General features: G+C 60.8%; 21 protein-coding genes. 8 read left to right on the forward strand and 13 right to left on the reverse strand.

Annotation, left to right across the window (positions count from 1 at the left end):
• Positions 1–10: 10 nt before the first annotated feature.
• Together OOZ53_RS11740 and OOZ53_RS11745 are read right to left on the reverse strand one after the other, a co-directional pair.
• A complete protein-coding gene (locus OOZ53_RS11740) occupies positions 11–643 on the reverse strand; it encodes a malonic semialdehyde reductase (protein WP_425499139.1) in 633 nt (210 codons plus the stop codon).
• A gap of 44 nt (positions 644–687) precedes the next feature.
• The gene (locus OOZ53_RS11745) at positions 688–1,572 is read right to left on the reverse strand and encodes a fumarylacetoacetate hydrolase family protein (protein WP_271089749.1); all 885 of its coding nucleotides are present in this window, start codon (positions 1,570–1,572) and stop codon (positions 688–690) included.
• 103 nt (positions 1,573–1,675) lie between these two features.
• Here OOZ53_RS11745 and OOZ53_RS11750 point away from each other — a divergent pair, with 103 nt between their 5' ends.
• Together OOZ53_RS11750 and OOZ53_RS11755 are read left to right on the forward strand one after the other, a co-directional pair.
• Positions 1,676–2,050 (forward strand): YciI family protein, encoded by a 375-nt coding sequence (locus OOZ53_RS11750; protein WP_271089750.1) that lies wholly within the window; start codon positions 1,676–1,678, stop codon positions 2,048–2,050.
• 463 nt (positions 2,051–2,513) lie between these two features.
• Positions 2,514–3,797 (forward strand): outer membrane protein, encoded by a 1,284-nt coding sequence (locus OOZ53_RS11755; RefSeq protein ID WP_271089751.1) that lies wholly within the window; start codon positions 2,514–2,516, stop codon positions 3,795–3,797.
• Positions 3,798–3,943: 146 nt separating this feature from the next.
• Here OOZ53_RS11755 and OOZ53_RS11760 read toward each other — a convergent pair whose 3' ends face one another.
• From OOZ53_RS11760 to OOZ53_RS11795, 8 genes are all read right to left on the reverse strand, one after another.
• Entirely contained in the window at positions 3,944–4,255 is a 312-nt protein-coding gene (locus OOZ53_RS11760; RefSeq protein ID WP_271089752.1) for a (2Fe-2S)-binding protein, read from the reverse strand.
• A 283-nt stretch (positions 4,256–4,538) separates the two neighbouring features.
• Complete coding sequence (gene hmuQ / locus OOZ53_RS11765; protein ID WP_271089753.1) at positions 4,539–4,871, reverse strand: heme-degrading protein HmuQ; 333 nt, start codon at positions 4,869–4,871, stop codon at positions 4,539–4,541.
• A gap of 10 nt (positions 4,872–4,881) precedes the next feature.
• Positions 4,882–5,940: an energy transducer TonB family protein gene (locus OOZ53_RS11770; protein ID WP_271089754.1), complete on the reverse strand. Its 1,059-nt coding sequence runs from the start codon at positions 5,938–5,940 to the stop codon at positions 4,882–4,884.
• Between the two features lie 305 nt (positions 5,941–6,245).
• Complete coding sequence (locus tag OOZ53_RS11775) at positions 6,246–6,686, reverse strand: ExbD/TolR family protein (protein ID WP_271089755.1); 441 nt, start codon at positions 6,684–6,686, stop codon at positions 6,246–6,248.
• Positions 6,687–6,690: 4 nt separating this feature from the next.
• Entirely contained in the window at positions 6,691–7,080 is a 390-nt protein-coding gene (locus OOZ53_RS11780) for a biopolymer transporter ExbD (protein WP_271089756.1), read from the reverse strand.
• Positions 7,070–7,771, reverse strand: coding sequence for a MotA/TolQ/ExbB proton channel family protein (locus OOZ53_RS11785; protein ID WP_271089757.1), 702 nt, complete (start codon positions 7,769–7,771; stop codon positions 7,070–7,072). Before OOZ53_RS11785 ends, OOZ53_RS11780 begins: the two co-directional genes overlap by 11 nt.
• Before the next feature lie 17 nt (positions 7,772–7,788).
• Positions 7,789–8,226 (reverse strand): hypothetical protein, encoded by a 438-nt coding sequence (locus tag OOZ53_RS11790; RefSeq protein ID WP_271089758.1) that lies wholly within the window; start codon positions 8,224–8,226, stop codon positions 7,789–7,791.
• A gap of 5 nt (positions 8,227–8,231) precedes the next feature.
• The gene (locus OOZ53_RS11795; RefSeq protein ID WP_271089759.1) at positions 8,232–10,322 is read right to left on the reverse strand and encodes a TonB-dependent receptor domain-containing protein; all 2,091 of its coding nucleotides are present in this window, start codon (positions 10,320–10,322) and stop codon (positions 8,232–8,234) included.
• Positions 10,323–10,551: 229 nt separating this feature from the next.
• Between OOZ53_RS11795 and hemP the strand changes: the two genes are divergently transcribed.
• The 6 genes from hemP to OOZ53_RS11825 all read left to right on the forward strand — a co-directional run bounded on the left by hemP (position 10,552) and on the right by OOZ53_RS11825 (position 15,478).
• Positions 10,552–10,737 carry a hemin uptake protein HemP gene (gene hemP, locus OOZ53_RS11800; protein ID WP_271089760.1) on the forward strand — a complete coding sequence of 62 codons (186 nt, stop codon included), beginning with the start codon at positions 10,552–10,554 and terminating at the stop codon, positions 10,735–10,737.
• Between the two features lie 8 nt (positions 10,738–10,745).
• On the forward strand, positions 10,746–11,840 hold the full coding sequence (locus OOZ53_RS11805; protein WP_271089761.1) for a hemin-degrading factor: 1,095 nt from the start codon (positions 10,746–10,748) through the stop codon (positions 11,838–11,840).
• Positions 11,841–11,872: 32 nt separating this feature from the next.
• Complete coding sequence (locus OOZ53_RS11810; protein ID WP_271089762.1) at positions 11,873–12,739, forward strand: heme/hemin ABC transporter substrate-binding protein; 867 nt, start codon at positions 11,873–11,875, stop codon at positions 12,737–12,739.
• Positions 12,740–12,756: 17 nt separating this feature from the next.
• On the forward strand, positions 12,757–13,851 hold the full coding sequence (locus OOZ53_RS11815) for a FecCD family ABC transporter permease (RefSeq protein ID WP_271089876.1): 1,095 nt from the start codon (positions 12,757–12,759) through the stop codon (positions 13,849–13,851).
• Between the two features lie 12 nt (positions 13,852–13,863).
• Positions 13,864–14,661: a heme ABC transporter ATP-binding protein gene (locus tag OOZ53_RS11820; RefSeq protein WP_271089763.1), complete on the forward strand. Its 798-nt coding sequence runs from the start codon at positions 13,864–13,866 to the stop codon at positions 14,659–14,661.
• Between the two features lie 145 nt (positions 14,662–14,806).
• Positions 14,807–15,478 (forward strand): GntR family transcriptional regulator, encoded by a 672-nt coding sequence (locus tag OOZ53_RS11825; protein WP_271089764.1) that lies wholly within the window; start codon positions 14,807–14,809, stop codon positions 15,476–15,478.
• Positions 15,479–15,484: 6 nt separating this feature from the next.
• Here OOZ53_RS11825 and OOZ53_RS11830 read toward each other — a convergent pair whose 3' ends face one another.
• The 3 genes from OOZ53_RS11830 to OOZ53_RS11840 are packed head-to-tail and all read right to left on the reverse strand — an operon-like array spanning position 15,485 to position 19,342.
• The gene (locus OOZ53_RS11830) at positions 15,485–17,911 is read right to left on the reverse strand and encodes a GcvT family protein (RefSeq protein WP_271089765.1); all 2,427 of its coding nucleotides are present in this window, start codon (positions 17,909–17,911) and stop codon (positions 15,485–15,487) included.
• Between the two features lie 25 nt (positions 17,912–17,936).
• Positions 17,937–18,170: a hypothetical protein gene (locus tag OOZ53_RS11835; protein WP_271089766.1), complete on the reverse strand. Its 234-nt coding sequence runs from the start codon at positions 18,168–18,170 to the stop codon at positions 17,937–17,939.
• A gap of 11 nt (positions 18,171–18,181) precedes the next feature.
• Positions 18,182–19,342, reverse strand: coding sequence for an aromatic ring-hydroxylating oxygenase subunit alpha (locus tag OOZ53_RS11840; protein ID WP_271089767.1), 1,161 nt, complete (start codon positions 19,340–19,342; stop codon positions 18,182–18,184).
• Positions 19,343–19,404: the final 62 nt, after the last annotated feature.

Raw genomic sequence — 19,404 nt, forward strand, 5'->3', positions numbered from 1 at the left:
AATCCCGTCCTCAGGCGAAGCTGCACACATCCTCGAAGTCGAAGCGCGGCAATTTGTGAAACAGAGCGCCTTCGTCGGCATAGCCCAGATTGCACAGAAAATTGGACCGCAGCGTCGTGCCGGCGAAGAACTCCCGATCGACGATCTCGTTCGAAAAGCCGGACATGGCGCCGACATCAAGGCCAAGCGCGCGCGCGGCAATCATCAGATAGGCGCCCTGGAGTGTGCCGTTGCGAAACGCCGTGTCTTCGGCAAATTCGGGCTTGCCCTCGAAATGCGGGCGCCTGTCCTCATGCGGGAAGAGAAACGGCAACTCGCGCCAGAACTCCAGGTCATGCGCGACGATGACGGTGACCGGTGCTGTCGCCATCTTCGGCACATTTGCCGGTTTCAGGGATTTGGCGAGTTTCTCGCGCCCCTCCGGCGAGCGCACGAAAACAAAGCGCGCCGGCGAACTGTTCATGCTGGTCGCGCCCATCTTCACGATGTCGTAGAGCTGACGCAGCGTTTCTTCCGCCACCGGGCGGTCCGTCCAGGCGTAGTGCGAGCGCGCGCCCGACAGGACCAGCCTGATCTCATCTTCGCCAAGTTGCCGGATGCGCTCGCGCAACTGCCGGACGTGGTCCTGGGCTTGCCTGCGCATCGCCTCCAGTTTCTCACCGGTCGGCGCTTCCTGTGGCGGCTTGATCATGCGGCGGCCTCGTTCTTGGCGGCATCAGCTTCGCTGACAACGGGATTGCTGCAGGTGCAAATGTTCTCGATCTCGACTTCGACCACGTCGCCCGGAAACATGAAAACCGGGGGTGTTCGGGCGTGGCCGACACCGGGCGGTGTTCCCATTGCGATAAGGTCGCCCGGCTCCAGCGTCATGAACTCCGAAACCGTCGCGATGGTCTTGGCGACCGGCCACATCATGTCGGAGGTGTTGGCGTCCTGCATGACCTGCCCGTTCAGGCGCGACTGTATTTTCAGACCGGCCGCGCCGGCCGGCAATTCGTCGGGCGTAACGATGATCGGCCCGAGAGAGCCGGTCGCGTCGAAATTCTTGCCCGGCGTCCACTGGTGCGTCTTGCGCTGATAATCGCGCACGGAGCCGTCATTGAAGACGGTGTAGCCGAAGACGTGGCCGAGCGCGTCCTCTTCCCTGATGTGACGCCCGCCCCTGCCGATGATGACCATCAGCTCGACTTCATAGTCAAGGCGGTCCGAACAGTCCGGCTTTATCATGGGCGCGCCAGCCGCCATCATGGAACTCGGCACGCGGATGAACATGGCCGGATAGCTGGGAATCTCGTAGCCACCCTCCTTGACATGGTCGACGTAATTCAGCCCCAGGCACAAGATCTTGCCGAACCGGTTGAACGGCAATGCCGGGCTCAGCGAGGCAGCAGGCACCGGCGCGCCCGATTTTGCCGCCTCGACGGCAGCGGCCGTCTGCGCCGGACCACCGGCAATAGTGCCGTAAAGGTCCGTCCCGTCCATGCCGCCCCGGCCGGTGACGCGATAGGCATCCTCACCCTCAACAACGTATAGTGCCGTATCCTGCCCGTCTCGGGCGACCATGAAGCGCATTGCATTCCTCCTTGCTCGCCTCGAAATAATCAATAATTTCTTGCTTTGTCAAATTATATCGATATTTTTATCCGAAATCACAATCACAACGCAGGACACCGCCATGCCCAAATGGGACGACTATGTAAAAGAAGCGCGTGAACGCGGTTCTCTCGCGGCTGAATTCTTCATGGTGCGCAGCAAACCCATCGCTCCGCCCGAGCGCGTCAAGGCGATCCTGCCGCGCCATCTGGCCTATCAGGTCGGCCTCCAGGAGCAGCATAAACTCGTCTTTGCCGGTCCCGTGTCGGACGAGAGCGGGGAGAACATGATGGGCGAAGGCATGATGATCTACCGTGCCGCCTCGGAAAAGGAAGCGCGGGCGCTCGCCGATGCGGACCCGATGCATGCCGAGGGCGGACGCAGCTACACCATGCGGCGCTGGCTGATCAATGAAGGCCACATCCCGCAAGAGCTGAAGCCTCTGCTCGACAACTGATGACCGCGTATTCGCGATATCGCATCCTTGCATGCGATAAATCGTAGCCGGCTACAAATTATCCCGGTGCCACGACGTGCACGGCAAGGTATCGGCGCCGAGCGGCTCACCAGCTCTGCTCCCTCCTCGCGACGCCGTCCGCGCGTCCCGTCAGCCGTTTGAGGCCGCCGTTGCGGAGAATCGGAGCCGCTCGCACAACCCGGCGTGAAGCAGGCTTTGCGGCCCCGGCGCACAGCAAGGGGCCGCTGTTTATCAGCGACAGCCTGGCCGGCCCGTTGAGCGAGGCCGCAAAAAGCCAGCAAAATCAGCACCGGGGCCGACAAAACCACCGCATGCGTTTGAGCCGTTAACGCTTTCTTTCATTTCCCGTTGTTGTTGCTCAATTGCCACAAAACCATCTTCTCCGTTAGGAAATTTTACGTTAGTTTTCGATATGTGAATTTTCTCAGTGGGGACTCAAGAAATGAGATATGCCGTTTCGGGCGCGGTTTTGGCTTTCGCGCTTTCAGCGCCGGCGATGGCCGCTGACGTAATTGTTGAACAGCCTCAGTCAATCGTTTCCGGCACATCGGTGTATGACTGGAGCGGCTTCTGGGTGGGCGCCGGCGGCGGCCGCGGGGCCGTTGTCCACGAACTCGGCCTTATTGGTTTTCCGGTCAGCTTCAACGGTGTCGGCGGTGACGGGTTCTTCGGCCAGCTCAGCGCCGGTTACGATCACGTTTTCGATAACGGTCTGGTTGCCGGCATCGCCGTTTCCGGACGCTACGGCAATATCGAAACGACACTGGATATCGCACCGGTTCCGTTTTTCGGTTTTCCCGGCTTCAACGCCGACGTGACCGCGGAATACGGCTTCGATGTTATCGGTCGCCTCGGATACACTGTCGCGCCCCGGACACTGGCCTATGTGCTTGGCGGATATACCTGGCAGCATTTCGATATCTCCACAAATTTCACCGGCTCCATCTATGACTGGAGCAGCAGCGGCTATGTCGTCGGCCTCGGCGTCGAGCACGCGGTTCGCGACAAGTGGACGGTGAGATCGGAGTACCGGTACTCGCATTACAGCAGCCACGATGTGGCCGGCGCCGGCTTCCTCAGCATCGATCCGTCCACGCACACTTTCCACACGACGTTGAACTATCGCTTCAATGGCGGGGATTCCGCCCGCACCATCGCACCGCTTTCCTATGACTGGACCGGCATCAAGCTCGGTGTCGCCGGCGGCGCCGGCGCGATCGTTCACGATGTCGATCTGATCGGCTCTTTCATCGAGTTTAACGGCATCGGCGGCGAAGGCGTACTCGGCGAAATCAACATCGGCTACGACCGCGAATTCGGAAACGGTTACCTGGGCGGTGTCGTTCTCGCGGCCCGTGTCTCGAACATTGAAACCTCGCTGAACGTTGGCGGCTTCAACGCCGACATCCAGGCGGACTACGGATTTGATGCCCTGTTGCGTGTCGGTAAGATTTTCGGCGGACGTACACTGGCCTATGCCATCGGCGGTTATACATGGCAGAGCTTCGACCTGAGCTCCTCGCCCGCCTTCGTGACCGGCGACTGGGATCTCGGCGGCTTCACGATCGGTACGGGTGCTGAATTCGCGATCACCGAGCGGATCACAGCCTATACCGAATACCGCTATACCTATTATGAGGACACGGAGTTCAACTCCGGCGGCTTTATTTCTCTGAAGCCTTCCACCCACACGGTCCGTGCGGGTGCAAAGTTCAAGCTCTACTGACCGCGTAACTAAAAGTTACTCCAGTTGAAGCCGGCAGTTGTCTGCCGGCTTTTTCTTTGCCGCGACCGCGCACGGCACAAGACGGCGCCGGCTGGGTGTGGAACTGTTACTGAGGAGTTGATGCGCCCGCCGAGAGAGCGCCGGGCCTATGCAGCCCTGACAGCTTTGCCCGGCAGTTGAACGGGATCGTCCGCATAATGGTCGCGCAGCTCAAGAAGCTTCAGGCGATAGGAAACCATATCGACTTCCGGCGTTTCATACCGGGCGTGATAGGCATCTGTGACACGGATGATGATATCCACGACATTCGGGAAGCAGCGGCAGCATTTGCCGCGTTTTTCGAGCGCGTGATAGACCTTGGCGGGGACGATCAGCTGCCAGCGGTCCTCGTCGAGCATGGACATGATGATCTGCTCGATATCGGCTTCCGTTATGATGTTGCAATGACAGGCGATCATCTGCTCTTACCGTGACCATCGCCGGGGACCATACTGCCCGACGGTATGCGACTGGGCCGAAAATGATTTCCGCAGTGCAAAATGTCAACAGGTAAATCGGAATTTTCGCAATAAAAACATATATTTAGAATAATTCTAAACTGTTTTTGCAGCGATTCCAGACCGTTGACGATCCACCGGGTTGGAATCACATTTGTGATTTATTGGTGACAGTATTGTCGGCCACCCAGGATTCCGGTCGCCGGCGGCCGCTCAGCGGCCGTCCCGGAGTCGCGAACGGTGCCTACGCGGCGGCTGCCACGAAGGTGCCCTCGACGGTGTCGAAGGTCTCAAGCTGCGGGTGGCCGAGATAATCGACCTTGCTTTTCCCGGCATTGGCGTGGGCCTTGCGGAACTGTTCGGATTTTGTCCAGGCCTCGAAATCGGCGCGCGTGTTCCACGTCGTGTGCGAGGCAAAGAGCGTAAAGCCATCCTCCTCGTCAAACGGCCCGCGCAGCAGCTTGAATTCAATGAAGCCCTTCATGCCCAGAAGATGCGACTCGCGGTTCTGCCAGACTTCCTCGAAAGCCGTCTCGGAACCCTCTTTAACCTTGAACCGGTTCATCACTACAAACATGGTTTTGTCCTTATCGTCTTGGATCGAATTCGATTGGAAATGTGAAGCTCCAGCTTCTTCGGTTTGCAGCAGCCGGAATTTTCGGAAATGGCGCCGCGCGCTTGACTACAGCAAGCGCTGCAGCGTCGAGAAGTGAGGAGCCTGAACTGCGTGCGACGCGCATCTTTGTTACATTGCCCCCGGCGCCGACCACAAAAACAACATGCGCCGTTCCACGTAGCTTCTTGGAGAGCGCTTTTTTCGGATATTTCATCGCACGGCGCAGCTTGCGGCGCACCTTTCCGGGATAGTTCGAGACGGCGGCGTTGCCGGCCACGCCCTTGCGATTGCCTTTCGCGGCATCGCCAGCAGAATCGCTGGCTCCGGATTTCTTCCCGTCGGCGCGCCCCTTTTTGGCATTCCTCTTGTTGCTGCCCTTGTTGCCCTTATTGGCGGATTTCTTATTTGAAGGCTTTTCGACACGTTTTTTTGCAGGCTTTTCTACCGGCTTTGCCACCGGCTCAACCGGCCGGATCAGAGCAGCGGTTTCAACGGGCTTGACTTCTTCGATCCTGACTTCAGGCGCCGCCTGTGCCGGCTGCGCGGTCACCGGCTTTACCGTCGTGGCGGTTTCAATCGCTTTCGTCGCAGGGCGCAATGGATCCGCAGTCTCGGCGGCCTGGACGACCGCTGTGGCAATAGCATCTTTCGCAACGGCGCGTTCCGGCTGCGCGGCATCCTCCCTGGCCGGTTCGGCCTGATCCTGCTGCTCGGTGGGGCGTGCCTTTTGAGTACTTGTTTCCAACGGTTTCGTTGCAGCGGTCTGCGACGGTGCCGCATCGGCAGCCTGCTTTGCAGCCTGCGCGGCACTGGCGGCTGGATCCGCCTGCACCGCCCTCTCGGGCTTTTGTTGCGCAGCAGGATTGGTGTCGACAGGCGCCGCATCGGCGGCCTTGAGCGTCGATGGTTCCGCCGCCTGCGCGGCCTCGGCGTTCGATATCTGCTCGGCGTCCGTGACATCGACCGGCGCAGCGGCGATGATCGGAGCGGAACTCTCGGATGCCGCCAGGTCCGCCGCCATGGAAACCATGGCTGCCCGCCGCGGCTGGACCGCGGCCTGGACCGCCTGCACCGGTGTCTCCGCCACCACGGGCCGGACCGCTTGCTGTGCAACCGGATTTGCCTGCGCGGCGGTGACCGGGGCTGCTTCGGCGGTCTCGAATTCACCGCCCTCCAAAAGCATGTCGGCGGTAGCGTTGCCGATGATGGCAATCTGCGCGTTGGCCGATCCGGCAACCTGGACCGGATCTTCCGCGTTGCTCAGCCAGGCATCGACGGCGCCGTGCAGTGCCAGCGAGACGACGAGCGCGATGCAGAACTGCCACCAGCGCAAATTCACTTCGCTTTCCTCTCGGTGATGACGGCGATCTTGCCGGCGCCAGCCGTCTTCAACTCGTCGATGACCTCGATCAGCCTGGTTGCCGGCAGGCGTCCATCCGCCGCCAGTTTCACCTCCGGACCCACCGGCGTATCGGCTGCGATGTCTGTCACGGGCTGCTGCGTGCCCGTGTTTTCAGACCTCTTTTTGTCCAGATAGGCCTGCGGCGTGACCTCCTCGCCTTCATATTTGAGCACACCTTGTTCGGTGACGAAGAGCGCGCGCGGCGGCTCGACGGATCTTGCATCCGCGGCCCGGATCAGTTCGACATCGCCATCCATCGGCGGTGCCAGCGTTCCGGCGATCAGAAAGAAGATCAGCATCAGGAAAACGATATTAATCAGGGCGATGGTGTTTTCGCCGCGTGGCTTGGGTGCAGGTCTCGGAAGTCTTCTCATCTGGCTACCCCGCAACCGCCACCTGGAGTTTGCCGGCCTTCGAAATGCGTTCGAGCGCGTCGACCAGTTCCTGGGACGTCACATTGTTGCGGACCACGACGATGGCTGTCTTCGCGCCCATCTGCTCCAGCCGATTGAGCTCGGCGATCGCGGCATCGGCGCCCAGCGCAGCACCATTGACCTTCCAGGAGCCGCCTTCTGCGAGCCTGATGAAGATATCCGGCGCCTTGCTCGTTTCCAATGGCTGGCCGGCGCGCCCCGCCGCGATATCGACCTCGGCAAAGCGCGTGAAGGTGGACGACAGCATGAAGAAAAGCAGCAGCAGGAAGATGACGTCGATCAGCGATGTCAGGGACAGTCTCCGGCGTTTCTTTCCGACAGGCTCAATGCGCATGGCTCGTCCGCTCGACGAGATTGACGATACGCCTTGCCGGTTCACCGCCGATCGAAAGGATCTGCTGCTGGGACATCAGTTTGGTCGTCATCGTCTCGATGGCGACGCGTTCGTTTTCGACGCGGCTTTCGAACCAGGTCAGGATCAGCGAAACGGGCATGGCGACGGCAAGGCCGGCCGCCGTTGTCAGCAGCGCCACCCAGATACCGCCGGCCAGGATCGACGGATCGACGGCGCTGCCGGCGCCCTGCAGCGTCTGGAACGCCTCGATCATGCCAAGCACGGTGCCGAAGAGGCCGAGCAGCGGCGCAACCTGGACGATGGCGTCAAGCGCGCGGAAGCCGCGCTGCAAGCCGTAGAGCCTTGCCAGTGCCACGCGTCCGGTCTCCTCCTCGACGATATCCTTGGGCATCGAAGCGTCCGTGCCAAGGCGCATGGCAACGGCCATGACCTCGGCGACTGCCGAGCGGTCCCCCTCAAGAAGCGACAGCGCCTCTGCCGTGCTTCCGTGCGCCCAAAGAAAGAAGGCCTTTTCCGCACGTCGACGGCGGCCGACGCGCAGATAGGCGAATTGCGCGAATTTCAGCAGGATGAGCGCCAGCGCGATGACCGAGACGCCAAGCAAAATCGCGACAACCGGCCCGCCGAGTTCGACAAGCGATGCGCCGGTGGAAAATATCTCTGAAATCATCTGTCCGTACCGGTTCACTAACTGCCGAATTCGACTTCAGGCCGCGCCGTCGTCTTCAAATTGTCAAGGCATGCGGTGGCCGGCAGCGCCTTGGCATCGCAGGCGGCGGCATCGTTGATGAGCACCCTGGAAATATCGGCGCAGTCGGCGCCGGCGAGATCGAACTGGCGCACCCGTGTCTTGCCGGTTGAAAGCGGGCTGAAATCGAGAACCATCAGCCGGTCGACGAGGCCCTGCGCGTTGAAGAGCACGATCTCGAAAGCGACCTTCTCCAACGGTTGCTCGAAGCCGTTCCTGACCATGAAGGTCGCCAGGCACCCGGCCTCGCTCCTGGCGAGGTTGTTCAGTTCGAGCGACAGGCCCGTGGCCTTGTCCTCGGCGAGGCCCGAGACCGGCGCCGCAGCGCCGGCCAGTGCGGTGACTGCCATCAAACAGTGGGCAGCGATTTTTCTCATGGCGATCAAGACCATCCGAATTGCTTGACGAGGGTGAATTTGAAGGTCCGGCCCTCGGCGTCATAGCCTTGCAGATATTCCCGGTACTGCTCGTTGAAGATGTTGTCGACGCGGAACCGCCCTTCCCAGCCGACAAGCGGCCCATCGACGGGAGTCCAGTTGAAATAGACGTCGTGAACATCGAAAGCCGCGGAGGGATCGCGTGTCACGGTTTCGTTCTGGGCCGCAACGAAGCGGCTCGTCCAGCCGAAATCGATACCGTGTTCGGGAAGGCTCTTGCCGACCGTGATGAAGAACTCGTGCGGCGCGACCGTGTTGAGATAGCCGCCATTCGTCTTGTCCAGACCACGGTTATAGGCATAGCCGGCATTTGAGTAGAACCAGTCGGACTGATAGGCCGCTTCAATTTCCGCGCCGTAGATAACCACGTGACCGACGTTGCGGTAGCGCGGCACGGCAAAACGACCGAAATCCTCAATGTAGTCCCGAATGTCGTTGTAGAAGCCGGTGGTCTTGAACTGCAGCGAGTCGCCGTCACTCAGCAGATCGTATCCGGAGACCGCGAAACCGGCCTCAAAATTGTTCGACTTCTCCGGCTCCAGGTCGAGATGAAATCCGGTGCCGGTCGTCTGATACACCTCGTCCAGCGTCGGCAGCCTTTCCGTGTGGGCGATCGAGCCGAAAATGGAGAGATCGTCGGTCACCTTGTAGAGCGCCGCGATTTTCGGCGAAAAGCCGAAATTGTCCTTGTCATCGGCACCGGACGTTATGGTGTTGTCCGCCGCCGAGAGCTGCTGATAGTCGAAGCGCGATCCGGTGATTACCGTAAGGCGATCATTCCAGATGAGCTCGTTCTGCACGAAGAAACCGGTTTGAAGGTCGGTCCCCTCCGCATGCGAGCTGGAATCGGACCCGTCGCGGGTACGCTCCTGATGGGCTGTCTGATTGCCGACCGTCAGATAGTTCTCGAAGTTCTCTCCGATATGCTCGAAGGTGTTGTCGATATTGAACTGGTAGGTCTCGTAGCCGTAGTCCGAATTGGCGTAGGAGGCGCATGACGGGTGGGTCACGCAGACCTGTTCGTTCAGCGTGTCCGAATAGGAGACCTGCATGTTGAGATCGAGCCACGGATTGTCCGTCGCCTCGTTGGAATAGGCGATGATGGCCGTCTTGTCGGTCAGGGTCCGCTCATCGAGTATCGGGAAAAACGACGCCCCGCCATTGAGCTGGTCGTATCGCGCGGGCGCGGCATGGGCGACATATTGCTGATAGGAGATGCGAAGCTCCTGCTCCATATTCTCACCGAACGTAAAGGTGCCCTTTGCAAGACCGCTCGGCTGATCGGCACCGGTTCCCGTTACTTCCGTGCCGTTGCCGCTGGTGTAGTCGCTGCTTGTCCGATAGTCGCCGACAAGCAGGAATTCCGCGTTGTCGTTGAACCGATGCGCGATCACGGTTGAGCCAAAATAGGCCTCGGCGTTGGTCTCATAGGCGCCCTTCAGCCGCAGGACCGTATTGTATTCATCGCCCAGAAAGTCTGATGCGTCCTTGGTGGTAAAGTTGATGACGCCGCCGAGCGCCCCGGAGCCGTACAGCGTCGAGGAGGCCGGCCCGCGCAATACCTCAACCTGCTTGTAGAGTTCCGGGTCCGAAAAGAATCCGCCCATGCGGTACTGCTCGAAGAACTTGTTGACCCCGTCCACGTTGAAAATGATGCGCCCTTCTTCCCCGCCGGATTCCGACGCGCCAATTCCGCGGATATTGAAGTTCTGGCCGAAGGCCCCCGTCCCGCCGGTCGCGTTGACGCCCGGCACATTCTCGACGATATCGGTGATGACGGTCGCCTGGAGATTGTCGATATCGGCCTGGTCGACAACCGTAACGGCCTGCGGCGTATCGATCGCGACCTTCTCGACGCCCGCGCCGACCACCAGCCGGTCGAGCCGCGTCACGCGTCCTTGCTTGTCTTCTTCGTTAACAGAGGTTTCTTCTGTCTGCCCGTCGGCATCCTGTGCCAGAGAGCCATGTGTCCCCATAGACAGGGTTAACGCAACACTTCCGAGCAGAAGCGTCGCCCTGCGCCCAACCAAACCCATTTGTCCTTTTCTCCGTATTACTCATCGGGCTGGCTAGCAGTCAGGCTTGCTCGCTAATGCATGGATCAATCCGGAACATTTGATCTCGCTAAATCTTGACAATCGCGCTCCGGTATTGCACTTCCGTAGTTAACATGATTGCGATTGTCAAGTTAATTAAACCGCTGTTGAGAACGCCTCTAAGGCAATGACTCGAAAGGCGGAATAGTGAGTAAGGAAGGTTATTGCGTTGCCTGAGCAAACACGAGAATCAAACACAGACCGGGACCGCCGAAACGATGCCGGGAAAGCCGACGTCAAGACACTGAAGAGCCAGGATCTCTTCCAGGGCGCGCGGGAACTGGGAATCGACCACCACGGCGCCCTCTACCGCCTCAAGATAACCCGTCAGGGCAAACTTATCCTCAACAAATAGGCGCAAGCATGACCAACGACATGATCGAAACCGCGTTGTCCCGGGATTCGAAATTGCCCCTCTCACCTGAGGCAATCCGGCAGGCCCGTCTCGACAACCCCAAAATGCGCGAACGCGAGCTTGCGACACAGCTCGGCATTTCCGAAGCGGAATTCGTGGCCGCATGGTGCGGTGTCGGGAATACCCGTCTCAATGTGCGGGTCAACGACCTGCTGAACGGCATGGAGGCGCTGGGCGAAGTCATGGCGCTGACCCGCAATGAGAGCGCGGTGCACGAGAAGGTGGGTGTCTATGACGGCGTGCGGACGAGCCAGCGCGGCGCCATCGTTCTTGGCGAGGATATTGACCTGCGGATCTTTCACAACAATTGGGCTCACGGTTTTGCAGTCGAAAAACGCGACGGCGAGCGGATCAGCCGCAGCCTTCAGTTCTTCGACAAACACGGCACCGCCGTTCACAAGATCCATCTGAGGCCCGAATCGAATGTCGAGGCCTATGAGCAGCTCGTGACAATGCTGAAAAGCGATGCCCAGACACCAACCGTCAAAGTGGAGGAGCCGGCGGAAGAACTCGAGCTCCCGGCTTCATTGAGCGATGTGGATCTCGCCGACATGCGCGACCGGTGGGCGGCTATGAGCGATGTCCATCAGTTCGTCGGGATATTGCGGAAATTCAATGTCTCGCGGCACCAGGCCGTCAGCGCGATGGACGAGGAATTCGCCTGGCGCCTCGACGACAGCGCGCTTGTGGCAATGCTCAATCTCGTCTCCAGCGAAGACATACCGATCATGTGCTTCATCGGCAGCCCGGGCGTCATCCAGATTCACAGGGGACCGATCAAACAGATCAAACCGATGGGTCCGTGGATCAATATCCTCGATCCCGGTTTTCACATGCATCTGCGGCTCGATCACATCTCTGAGCTTTGGGCCGTGCGCAAACCGAACCGGGACGGGCACGTAACATCGCTGGAAGCCTACAACTCCGAAAAGAAGCTGATTATCCAGTTCTTCGGTGATCGCCGCGAAGGCTCAGACGAGCGCAGCGACTGGCGGATGCTGATGGAAAATCTCCCGAAACGACCGGGACACGCAGCCGCCTGAAAAATTCATTCATATCTTACCAGAGGCCAGAAATGCTCAAAACAACCAGGAGATTTGCGCTGGGCGCCATTGCGGCGCTGGCAATTCTTGCAACACCAGGCGCTCACGCCGAATTGAAAGCCAACAAGATCGTCGCAATTGGCGGTTCGGTCACGGAGATCGTTTACGCGCTGGGCGAGGAAGAACGGCTCGTTGCGCGCGACACCACCAGCACATTTCCACAAGAAGCAGCAAAGCTTCCCGATGTCGGCTACATCCGCGCGCTATCGCCTGAGGGTGTTCTGTCGATCGATCCGGACCTGATCCTGGCGCTCGAAGGTTCGGGGCCGCCGGAAGCGTTCGAGGTCCTGAAAAAGGCGAGCGTGCCGGTGGTTACCATTCCGGCGGACTTTGACAGGGACGGCATCGTCAAAAAGATCAAGGCGATCGGCTCTGCTCTGGGTGTCGACGACAAGGCCGCGGCTCTTGCCGAAAGCGTCAATGCCGACATCATGGCGGCAGAAAAACAGGCCATGGGCCGTTCCGATCCCAAGCGTGTGCTGTTTCTGCTCAGCCTGAGCGGCGGCAAGATCATGGCGGCCGGAAGCGATACCAGCGCCGCCAGCATCATTGAAATGGCCGGCGGGAAAAACGCCCTGTCCGACATTGCGGGCTTCAAGCAGATCACAGACGAGTCGGCGATGGACGCAGCGCCCGATGTCATACTGGTCATGACCCGGACCGGCGATCACGGAATTAGCGCGGAGGACATCAAAAACCATCCTGCCCTGTCGGCAACCCCGGCGGCTCAGAATGACCGTATCGTGCGTATGGGCGGTTTGTACCTGCTCGGATTCGGGCCGCGGACGGCGCACGCCATCCGGGATCTGTCCGACGCAATCAACGATGAAAGCCGATAACGGTGCTTCAGCGGGTAGTGGAAACCGGTGCATCGGCTGATGCTGTGCGCCCAAGCGAAGGCGACCGCTCTCGAAGGGCAAGGCTGGCGATTGGGGTGCTTGTGCTGCTGCTGGCCGCGGCCGCGGTTCTGAGCCTGGCGACCGGCGCTTCCGATGCCTCCGTTGCCGCCGTCGTGCGGGCATGGGTCACGGAGCTGCTCGGCGGCCATGCGGATCTCAGCGCCCGCAATCGCATCATCATCAACGATATCAGGCTTCCGCGAATGGTGCTCGGCGTGCTGGTGGGTGCAAGCCTTGCGGTATCCGGCGCCGTGATGCAGGGCCTTTTCCGCAATCCTCTGGCCGACCCCGGCATTGTCGGCGTATCCGCAGGTGCCAGCCTGGGCGCTGTCTCGGTGATTGTCCTGGGAGGCACCGTCCTTTCGCCCGTTACCGCATTCGCCGGCATCTACGCGCTGCCCTTCGCGGCCTTCCTCGGCGGCCTTGTTTCCACGTTCCTTCTTTACCGGGTTTCGACCCGCCAGGGGCGAACCTCGGTGGCGACCATGCTGCTTGCCGGCATCGCCCTTGGAGCGCTTGCGATGGCGCTGACCGGCATCCTGATCTATCTGGCGGACGATCAGCAGCTCCGTGACCTGACGTTCTGGAACATGGGTTCCCTGGCCGGCGCCACATGGTCCAAGGTGCTCGCGGCTGGCCCGATCATTGTGGTGGTGCTGGCAAGCACGTCGCTGCTTGCATCGGGCCTCAACGCCATGACCCTCGGCGAGGCGACGGCGCGGCACATGGGGCTGGCGGTGCAGCGGTTCAAGACGACGGCGATTGTCGTCGTGGCCGCGGCGACCGGGGCGGCTGTCGCGGTCAGCGGCGGCATCGGATTTGTCGGTATCGTCGTGCCACACCTGCTGCGTCTGCTGATCGGACCTGACCACCGCTATCTGTTGCCGGCCTCCGCCCTCCTGGGTGCCAGCCTTCTTCTGTCCGCCGACGCAGTGGCGCGCACGATCGTCGCGCCGGCCGAACTGCCGATCGGCATCATAACCGCTGTCGTGGGCGCACCGTTTTTCCTCTGGATCCTGCTTCGCCGCCGCGGCGTGCTGGACATGCTTTGAGAACGATGAGCCATGATTGACGTCAAGAACACGACCATCCGGATCGGGAAAAAAGAGATCGTAACCGATGCGGACTTCCACGCGGTGCCTGGTGAAATCACCACCATCATCGGACCCAATGGCAGCGGCAAGACAACGCTGCTCAAAGCGATTTCGGGGGACCTCGCCTATTGCGGCTCGATCCGGCTGCATGGCCGCGAAATCGCATCGCTTCTGCCCTGGGAAATGGCAGAAATGCGGGCAGTACTGCCGCAAAGCTCGAGCCTTGCCTTTCCCTTCACCGTGCGCGAAGTCGTCCGGTTTGGACTGACAACCGGCCGTTCGGGCAACGCCGGGAAATTGTCGGAAGACCTCGTGGAGATGGCCCTCGACCGGGTCGACCTTGCCGGGTTCACGGGCCGGTTTTACCAGGAACTATCGGGCGGCGAACAACAGCGCGTGCAGCTCGCCCGCGTGCTTTGCCAGGTGTGGGAGCCTGTTGCCGGGGACACGCCGCGATATCTTTTCCTGGATGAGCCGATCTCCAGCCTCGATATCCGTCACCAGTTGATCATCATGGATATCGCACGCGCCTATACACGCAGCGGCGGCGGCGTCATCGCGGTCCTGCACGATCTCAACCTGACATCCATGTATTCCGACAAGGTGCTGGTTATGCAGCATGGCCGGTGCCAGGCATTCGGCGCGCCGCAGGACGTCATCGAAGACACTTTGCTTCAAAGCGTGTTCGAATGCGGTTTGCGCGTCGGCGCAGTCCCGGCTGCTGGCGGCGCCTTTGTGCTGCCGCAATCCGCACAACCCTCGCAGTAGATCGCGCATTCAAGCTTTTGCCACCGGCCCAATAGTGAACGGGCGGCGCTTGCCTTATCGCTTCCGATGGACTTTTATCTACGCGGTGGAGGCGGATCGTTTAAGCAACAGCATCGATCCGGCGAGAATAAGTTCGGATTTTGGCTTGAAAAACGGGAAGTCAGAGCTATTTCGCGATCTCCAGCAACGCATCCTGACGCTTGAGCTGGCGCCGGGTACGGATCTGGACGAGAAGCAGCTGAGTGAGGAGTACGGAATATCGCGTACGCCGCTGCGCGACGTGTTCCGGCACCTGGCGGGTCAAGGCTATCTTTCCATTGAAAGCAATCGGGGCGCGCGCGTGTCTCCGCTGTCGCACAAGTCACTTCGGGATTTTTTCCTTGCGGCGCCTATGATCTACGCTGCGACCGGGCGGCTGGCAGCGCGCAACGCGACCGTCAGTCAGCTCACCGAGCTGGAGGAGAGCGCCCGACTCTTCGACCAGGCATTGGTCGATAAATCGACCGGCGGCGTTGCGCTCCATAACAACCGCTTCCACGAGCTTATCGGCCTGATGGCCGACAATGAGTTCCTGTTGCCGAGCCACAATCGCCTTCTCATCGACCATGCACGCATTTCGATGACATTCTATCAGGCGGACGATCCTTCCCTGACGGACAATCTTGCCCGCGCCAGCGAGCAGCACTGGCAGATGGTCGCCGCCATCCGCGAGCGGGACGAGGAACGCTCCGAGGCGCTGATCTACGAGCACTGGGGCCTGTCGCGCGAATTCATCGAACCGAATATTACACCGGACAGCCTTAACATCGGGCTTTGAAGACGCTCAGGATCGCATCCGCTCGGCATTCGCATCGAATAGCGGATGCGGTTGAATGCGCGCAGCAAGGCTTTCGCCGAGGATCTCGATCCGCCAGCCATCGATCCGGTCCGCCAGCTTGCGCGGCACATAGCCAAGCGCGACGGAAACGCCGGATGCATGCGCATAGCCGCCCGACGTGACCCAGCCGCACACAGCGCCGTCGTGGCTGATCGGTTCATCGCCGATGACATCGGCGTCGCGCGCGTCGACAACAAAGCTCACGAGGCGTAGCGATCCGCCTTCGGTGCGCTCGGCCAGCGCCGCGTCCTTGCCGATGAAATCCGCTTCCTTGCCATAGGCGACAAAACGGTCCAGCCCCGCCTCGACCGGCCCGTAAAGCGGCCGGTATTCGCGGGCCCATCCGCCGTAGTTCTTTTCCAGACGCAGGGCGTTCAGCGCGCGGCTGCCGAACAGGCGCATGCCATACGGGCGGCCCGCTTCCATCAACTGCTCGAAGATATGGCGCTGATTGTCCGGCGTCATCCAGAGTTCATAACCAAGATCGCCGGTGAACGAGACGCGGCCGACCATGGCCTCGGCCAGACCGATATCCATGCGGCGAATGTCCATGAAGCGAAACGCCGCCGCCGAGACGTCGCAGCGGGTGACGGCGGCAAGCACATCGCGGGATTTCGGCCCGGCGACGGACAGGCCGACCAGGCCGGTGCCATAGGCCGAGACGGTCACCGAACCATCGCCCGGCAAACGGTCTTCGAACCAGCGCAGATGGTAATTCTCGGCAATGCCGGAGCCGGCAATGAACCAGCCCTCTTCGCCGAGATTGGCGAGTGTGAAATCGCCGATCAGCTTGCCTGCTTCATTCAACATCGGGGCCAGTGTCATGCGGCCCTGCCCCGGCAGCCGGCAGGCAAGCAGACGGTCAAGCCATTCGCCGCTTGCCGGCCCTGCCACCCTGTACTTGGCAAAGCCGGAGATTTCCATCAGGCCGACGCTTTCGCGCACGGCCCTGGCCTCCTCGCCGACATGGTCGAAATCGCTGGAGCGGCGCCAGGAAAAGCGCTCCTCGACACCCTCTGGCGCGAACCAGAGCGGGACTTCCAGCCCGTAAGCAGCGCCGAACTGCGCGCCGGCCTGTTTGAGTTCGGCATAGACCGGTGTCGTGCGCAGCGGCCGCGCGGCGGGCAGCTCCTCGTTCGGAAAGCGTATGGAGAAGCGCCGCGAATAGTTCTCGCGCACCTTCTCGTTGGTATAGGCCATGGTGGCGAAATCGCCATAGCGCGCGATGTCCATGGCGAAGACATCGAAGCCCGGATCGCCCTCGATCATCCAGTTGGCCAGCGCCAGTCCGACGCCGCCGCCCTGCGAGAACCCGGCCATGACGGCGCAGGCCGACCAGTAACCGGGCAGGCCACGCACAGGCCCGACCAGCGGATTGCCGTCCGGCGAGAAGGTGAACGGCCCGTTGATGATCTGCTTGATGCCGGCATTGTTGAAGGCCGGGAAATGCCGGAAGCCCACCTCCAGGGACGGCGCGATGCGATCGAGGTCCGGCTCCAGCAATTCGTGGCCGAAATCCCACGGGGTTTGCGTTTCCGACCAGGGGCGCCCGTCTTTCTCGTAGGTCCCCATCAGCATGCCGCGGCGTTCCTGGCGCAGGTAAAGCTCGCCGTCGAAATCGACGACATGCAGCATTTCCTTGCCGGCAGCCTCGTTGAAGGCCGTGACCTCCTGCATGTCCTCGGTGATCAGATACATATGCTCCATGGCAAGCACCGGCAGTTCCAGCCCGACCATGCGGCCGACCTCGCGCGCCCACAGCCCGCCGGCATTGACGATGTGCTCGGCGACGATCTCGCCGTGGTCGGTGATAACGCGCCAATGGCCGTCCTTGCGCTGGATCAGGTCCTCGACCTTTGTGCCGGTATGGACCTGCGCGCCGTTCTTCTTCGCCGCGCGCGCATAGGCGTGGGTGACCCCGTAGGGATCGACATGGCCTTCCACCTCGTCAAAGAGCGCGCCGACAAACTGGTCCGGATCGAGCAGCGGCATCAGTTCTTGGGCCTCGGCCGGTGTGATGATCTCGGTCTCAAGACCCATATAACGGCCTTTCGCCGAGATCGATTTGAGCCAGTCGAAACGCTCCGGTGTCGCGGCCAGCATCACGCCGCCGGTCATGTGCAGGCCGATATCCTGGCCGGAAAGCGCCTCGATTTCGCGATAGAGATCGACCGTGTATTTCTGCAGCTTGGCGACATTGGGATCGCCGTTGATCGTGTGCATGCCGCCGGCCGCGTGCCAGGTGGAACCGGAGGTAAGCTCCGAGCGCTCGAGCAGTACGACATCGGTCCAGCCGAAGCGTGTCAGGTGGTAGAGCACCGAGCAGCCGACAACGCCGCCGCCGATGACCACGACCTTTGCATGTGATTTCATTGCGTATCCCTGCGTCCTTGAGACCTTATTGTTCGCGACCGAGGCGCTTGAGCCGCGCATGGATTTCGTTTGCGAGCGCCATGCCCTCTTCCAGGGCATAGACATAGGCGTGAACCAGGAAAAAGCCGGCCTTGTCGGTGTCCCCTTCGGCCTCGGCCGCCTCGCCCGCTTTCAGATAAAGCTCGGCAAGCCGGCCGGCATCCTCATTGCGATGTGCCTCGAGAAGCGCCGGTTCCAGTTCTGCCCATTGCGTGGCCATCGGGCCTTTACTCAGCCGGCTTGCGAAGCGGCGAACTGGCTGGCTACCCAGTGGTGGAAGAGATGCGTGGGACTGTCCATCACCGGCGAAAAGCGCCCGCCGTCGAATTTCGAACCGCGGCGACCCTTCTGCATGCCTTCGACCACGAAAATGTCCTCCTCGAAGACGGTCTTCCACAGCGCCGTATTGGCGGCGCGCATGTCGGACCAATCCGAACCGGTAATCGCCTCGTCGGCATAGTAGATCTCGATATGCTCGACGGTCTTTTCGTTGGAGAGCGGCTGCAGGATGATGGCGAATGCATGGTCGCGGTGAACGCCCAGAAGCACATTGGGAAAGAGCGCGATATATTCCGCGCCCGCATCCCATTTGTCGCTGAGGCCGGCAAAGTCCGGGAACCGGTCGCCCTGATCGTTGATCATCGGGCGGTAGACGAGCGTGCCCTGGCCGGAAAAGCGGCCCGGCTCCTCGATATTGTAGTGATCCTCCAGGCGCGAATAGCTGTTGAGGCCGGGATGCACCCAGGGAAGATGGTAGCTCTCGCAATAGTTCTCGACGGCCAGCTTCCAGTTGGTTTCCACCTCAAGGCGAAAGGAGCTGTCTTCGCCCGAATGATGGAGCGGTTTTTCGAACTCCGCCCAGCGCCCCATCAAATCGGCCGCGTATTCCTCGAATGGCGGCGCATTGCCCGACACATTGACGAAGATGATGCCGCGCCAGATATGCGAGCGGATTTCGATGAGGCCGAGGGTCGTCCGGTCGACGGCGTCGTGGATGTTGTTTCCCGGACCGCCGACATGCGGCGTCGTCTTGAGCGCGCCGTCATGGTCGTAGCACCAGGAATGGTATGGACAGCGGATGGCGCCGCGCAGTTTCGTGCGGTTTTCGACGAGGATCATCCCACGGTGCCGGCAGGTGTTCTGGAAGACGCGGATGCTGCCGTCGCGACCGTGCACGATCAACAGCGGCTGTCCGAGCATGTCGACGGGCAGCGCGTCGCCCGGCTCGGGCACATCCTTGGCAAAGCCGAGGCCGGCCCAGTTTTCGAAGAAGACAGCCGATTTCTCGCGTTCGAACAATTCTGCATCGACGTAGAACTCATTCGGCAGGCCCTGTGCCCGCTCCACCGGACGCATGACCTTCTCAAGATGTGCCTGCTCAGCCGAACGCATCGCAACCTCCCTGCCGCGCGGTGACCAACTGCAGATTCATGGCGCAAAACGGCCACGTTGTT

Source organism: Allohoeflea poritis (assembly GCF_027889715.1).
GTDB classification, from domain to species: domain Bacteria; phylum Pseudomonadota; class Alphaproteobacteria; order Rhizobiales; family Rhizobiaceae; genus Hoeflea_A; species Hoeflea_A poritis.

What these genes read in the sequence shown, in the direction of transcription:
- OOZ53_RS11740 (WP_425499139.1), bottom strand. Translation starts at nt 643, where the DNA reads ATGCGCAGGCAAGCCCAGGACCACGTCCGGCAGTTGCGCGAGCGCATC.
- OOZ53_RS11745 (WP_271089749.1), bottom strand. Translation starts at nt 1,572, where the DNA reads ATGCGCTTCATGGTCGCCCGAGACGGGCAGGATACGGCACTATACGTT.
- OOZ53_RS11750 (WP_271089750.1), top strand. Translation starts at nt 1,676, where the DNA reads ATGCCCAAATGGGACGACTATGTAAAAGAAGCGCGTGAACGCGGTTCT.
- OOZ53_RS11755 (WP_271089751.1), top strand. Translation starts at nt 2,514, where the DNA reads ATGAGATATGCCGTTTCGGGCGCGGTTTTGGCTTTCGCGCTTTCAGCG.
- OOZ53_RS11760 (WP_271089752.1), bottom strand. Translation starts at nt 4,255, where the DNA reads ATGATCGCCTGTCATTGCAACATCATAACGGAAGCCGATATCGAGCAG.
- hmuQ (WP_271089753.1), bottom strand. Translation starts at nt 4,871, where the DNA reads ATGTTTGTAGTGATGAACCGGTTCAAGGTTAAAGAGGGTTCCGAGACG.
- OOZ53_RS11770 (WP_271089754.1), bottom strand. Translation starts at nt 5,940, where the DNA reads ATGGTTTCCATGGCGGCGGACCTGGCGGCATCCGAGAGTTCCGCTCCG.
- OOZ53_RS11775 (WP_271089755.1), bottom strand. Translation starts at nt 6,686, where the DNA reads ATGAGAAGACTTCCGAGACCTGCACCCAAGCCACGCGGCGAAAACACC.
- OOZ53_RS11780 (WP_271089756.1), bottom strand. Translation starts at nt 7,080, where the DNA reads ATGCGCATTGAGCCTGTCGGAAAGAAACGCCGGAGACTGTCCCTGACA.
- OOZ53_RS11785 (WP_271089757.1), bottom strand. Translation starts at nt 7,771, where the DNA reads ATGATTTCAGAGATATTTTCCACCGGCGCATCGCTTGTCGAACTCGGC.
- OOZ53_RS11790 (WP_271089758.1), bottom strand. Translation starts at nt 8,226, where the DNA reads ATGAGAAAAATCGCTGCCCACTGTTTGATGGCAGTCACCGCACTGGCC.
- OOZ53_RS11795 (WP_271089759.1), bottom strand. Translation starts at nt 10,322, where the DNA reads ATGGGTTTGGTTGGGCGCAGGGCGACGCTTCTGCTCGGAAGTGTTGCG.
- OOZ53_RS11805 (WP_271089761.1), top strand. Translation starts at nt 10,746, where the DNA reads ATGACCAACGACATGATCGAAACCGCGTTGTCCCGGGATTCGAAATTG.
- OOZ53_RS11810 (WP_271089762.1), top strand. Translation starts at nt 11,873, where the DNA reads ATGCTCAAAACAACCAGGAGATTTGCGCTGGGCGCCATTGCGGCGCTG.
- OOZ53_RS11820 (WP_271089763.1), top strand. Translation starts at nt 13,864, where the DNA reads ATGATTGACGTCAAGAACACGACCATCCGGATCGGGAAAAAAGAGATC.
- OOZ53_RS11830 (WP_271089765.1), bottom strand. Translation starts at nt 17,911, where the DNA reads ATGAAATCACATGCAAAGGTCGTGGTCATCGGCGGCGGCGTTGTCGGC.
- OOZ53_RS11835 (WP_271089766.1), bottom strand. Translation starts at nt 18,170, where the DNA reads ATGGCCACGCAATGGGCAGAACTGGAACCGGCGCTTCTCGAGGCACAT.
- OOZ53_RS11840 (WP_271089767.1), bottom strand. Translation starts at nt 19,342, where the DNA reads ATGCGTTCGGCTGAGCAGGCACATCTTGAGAAGGTCATGCGTCCGGTG.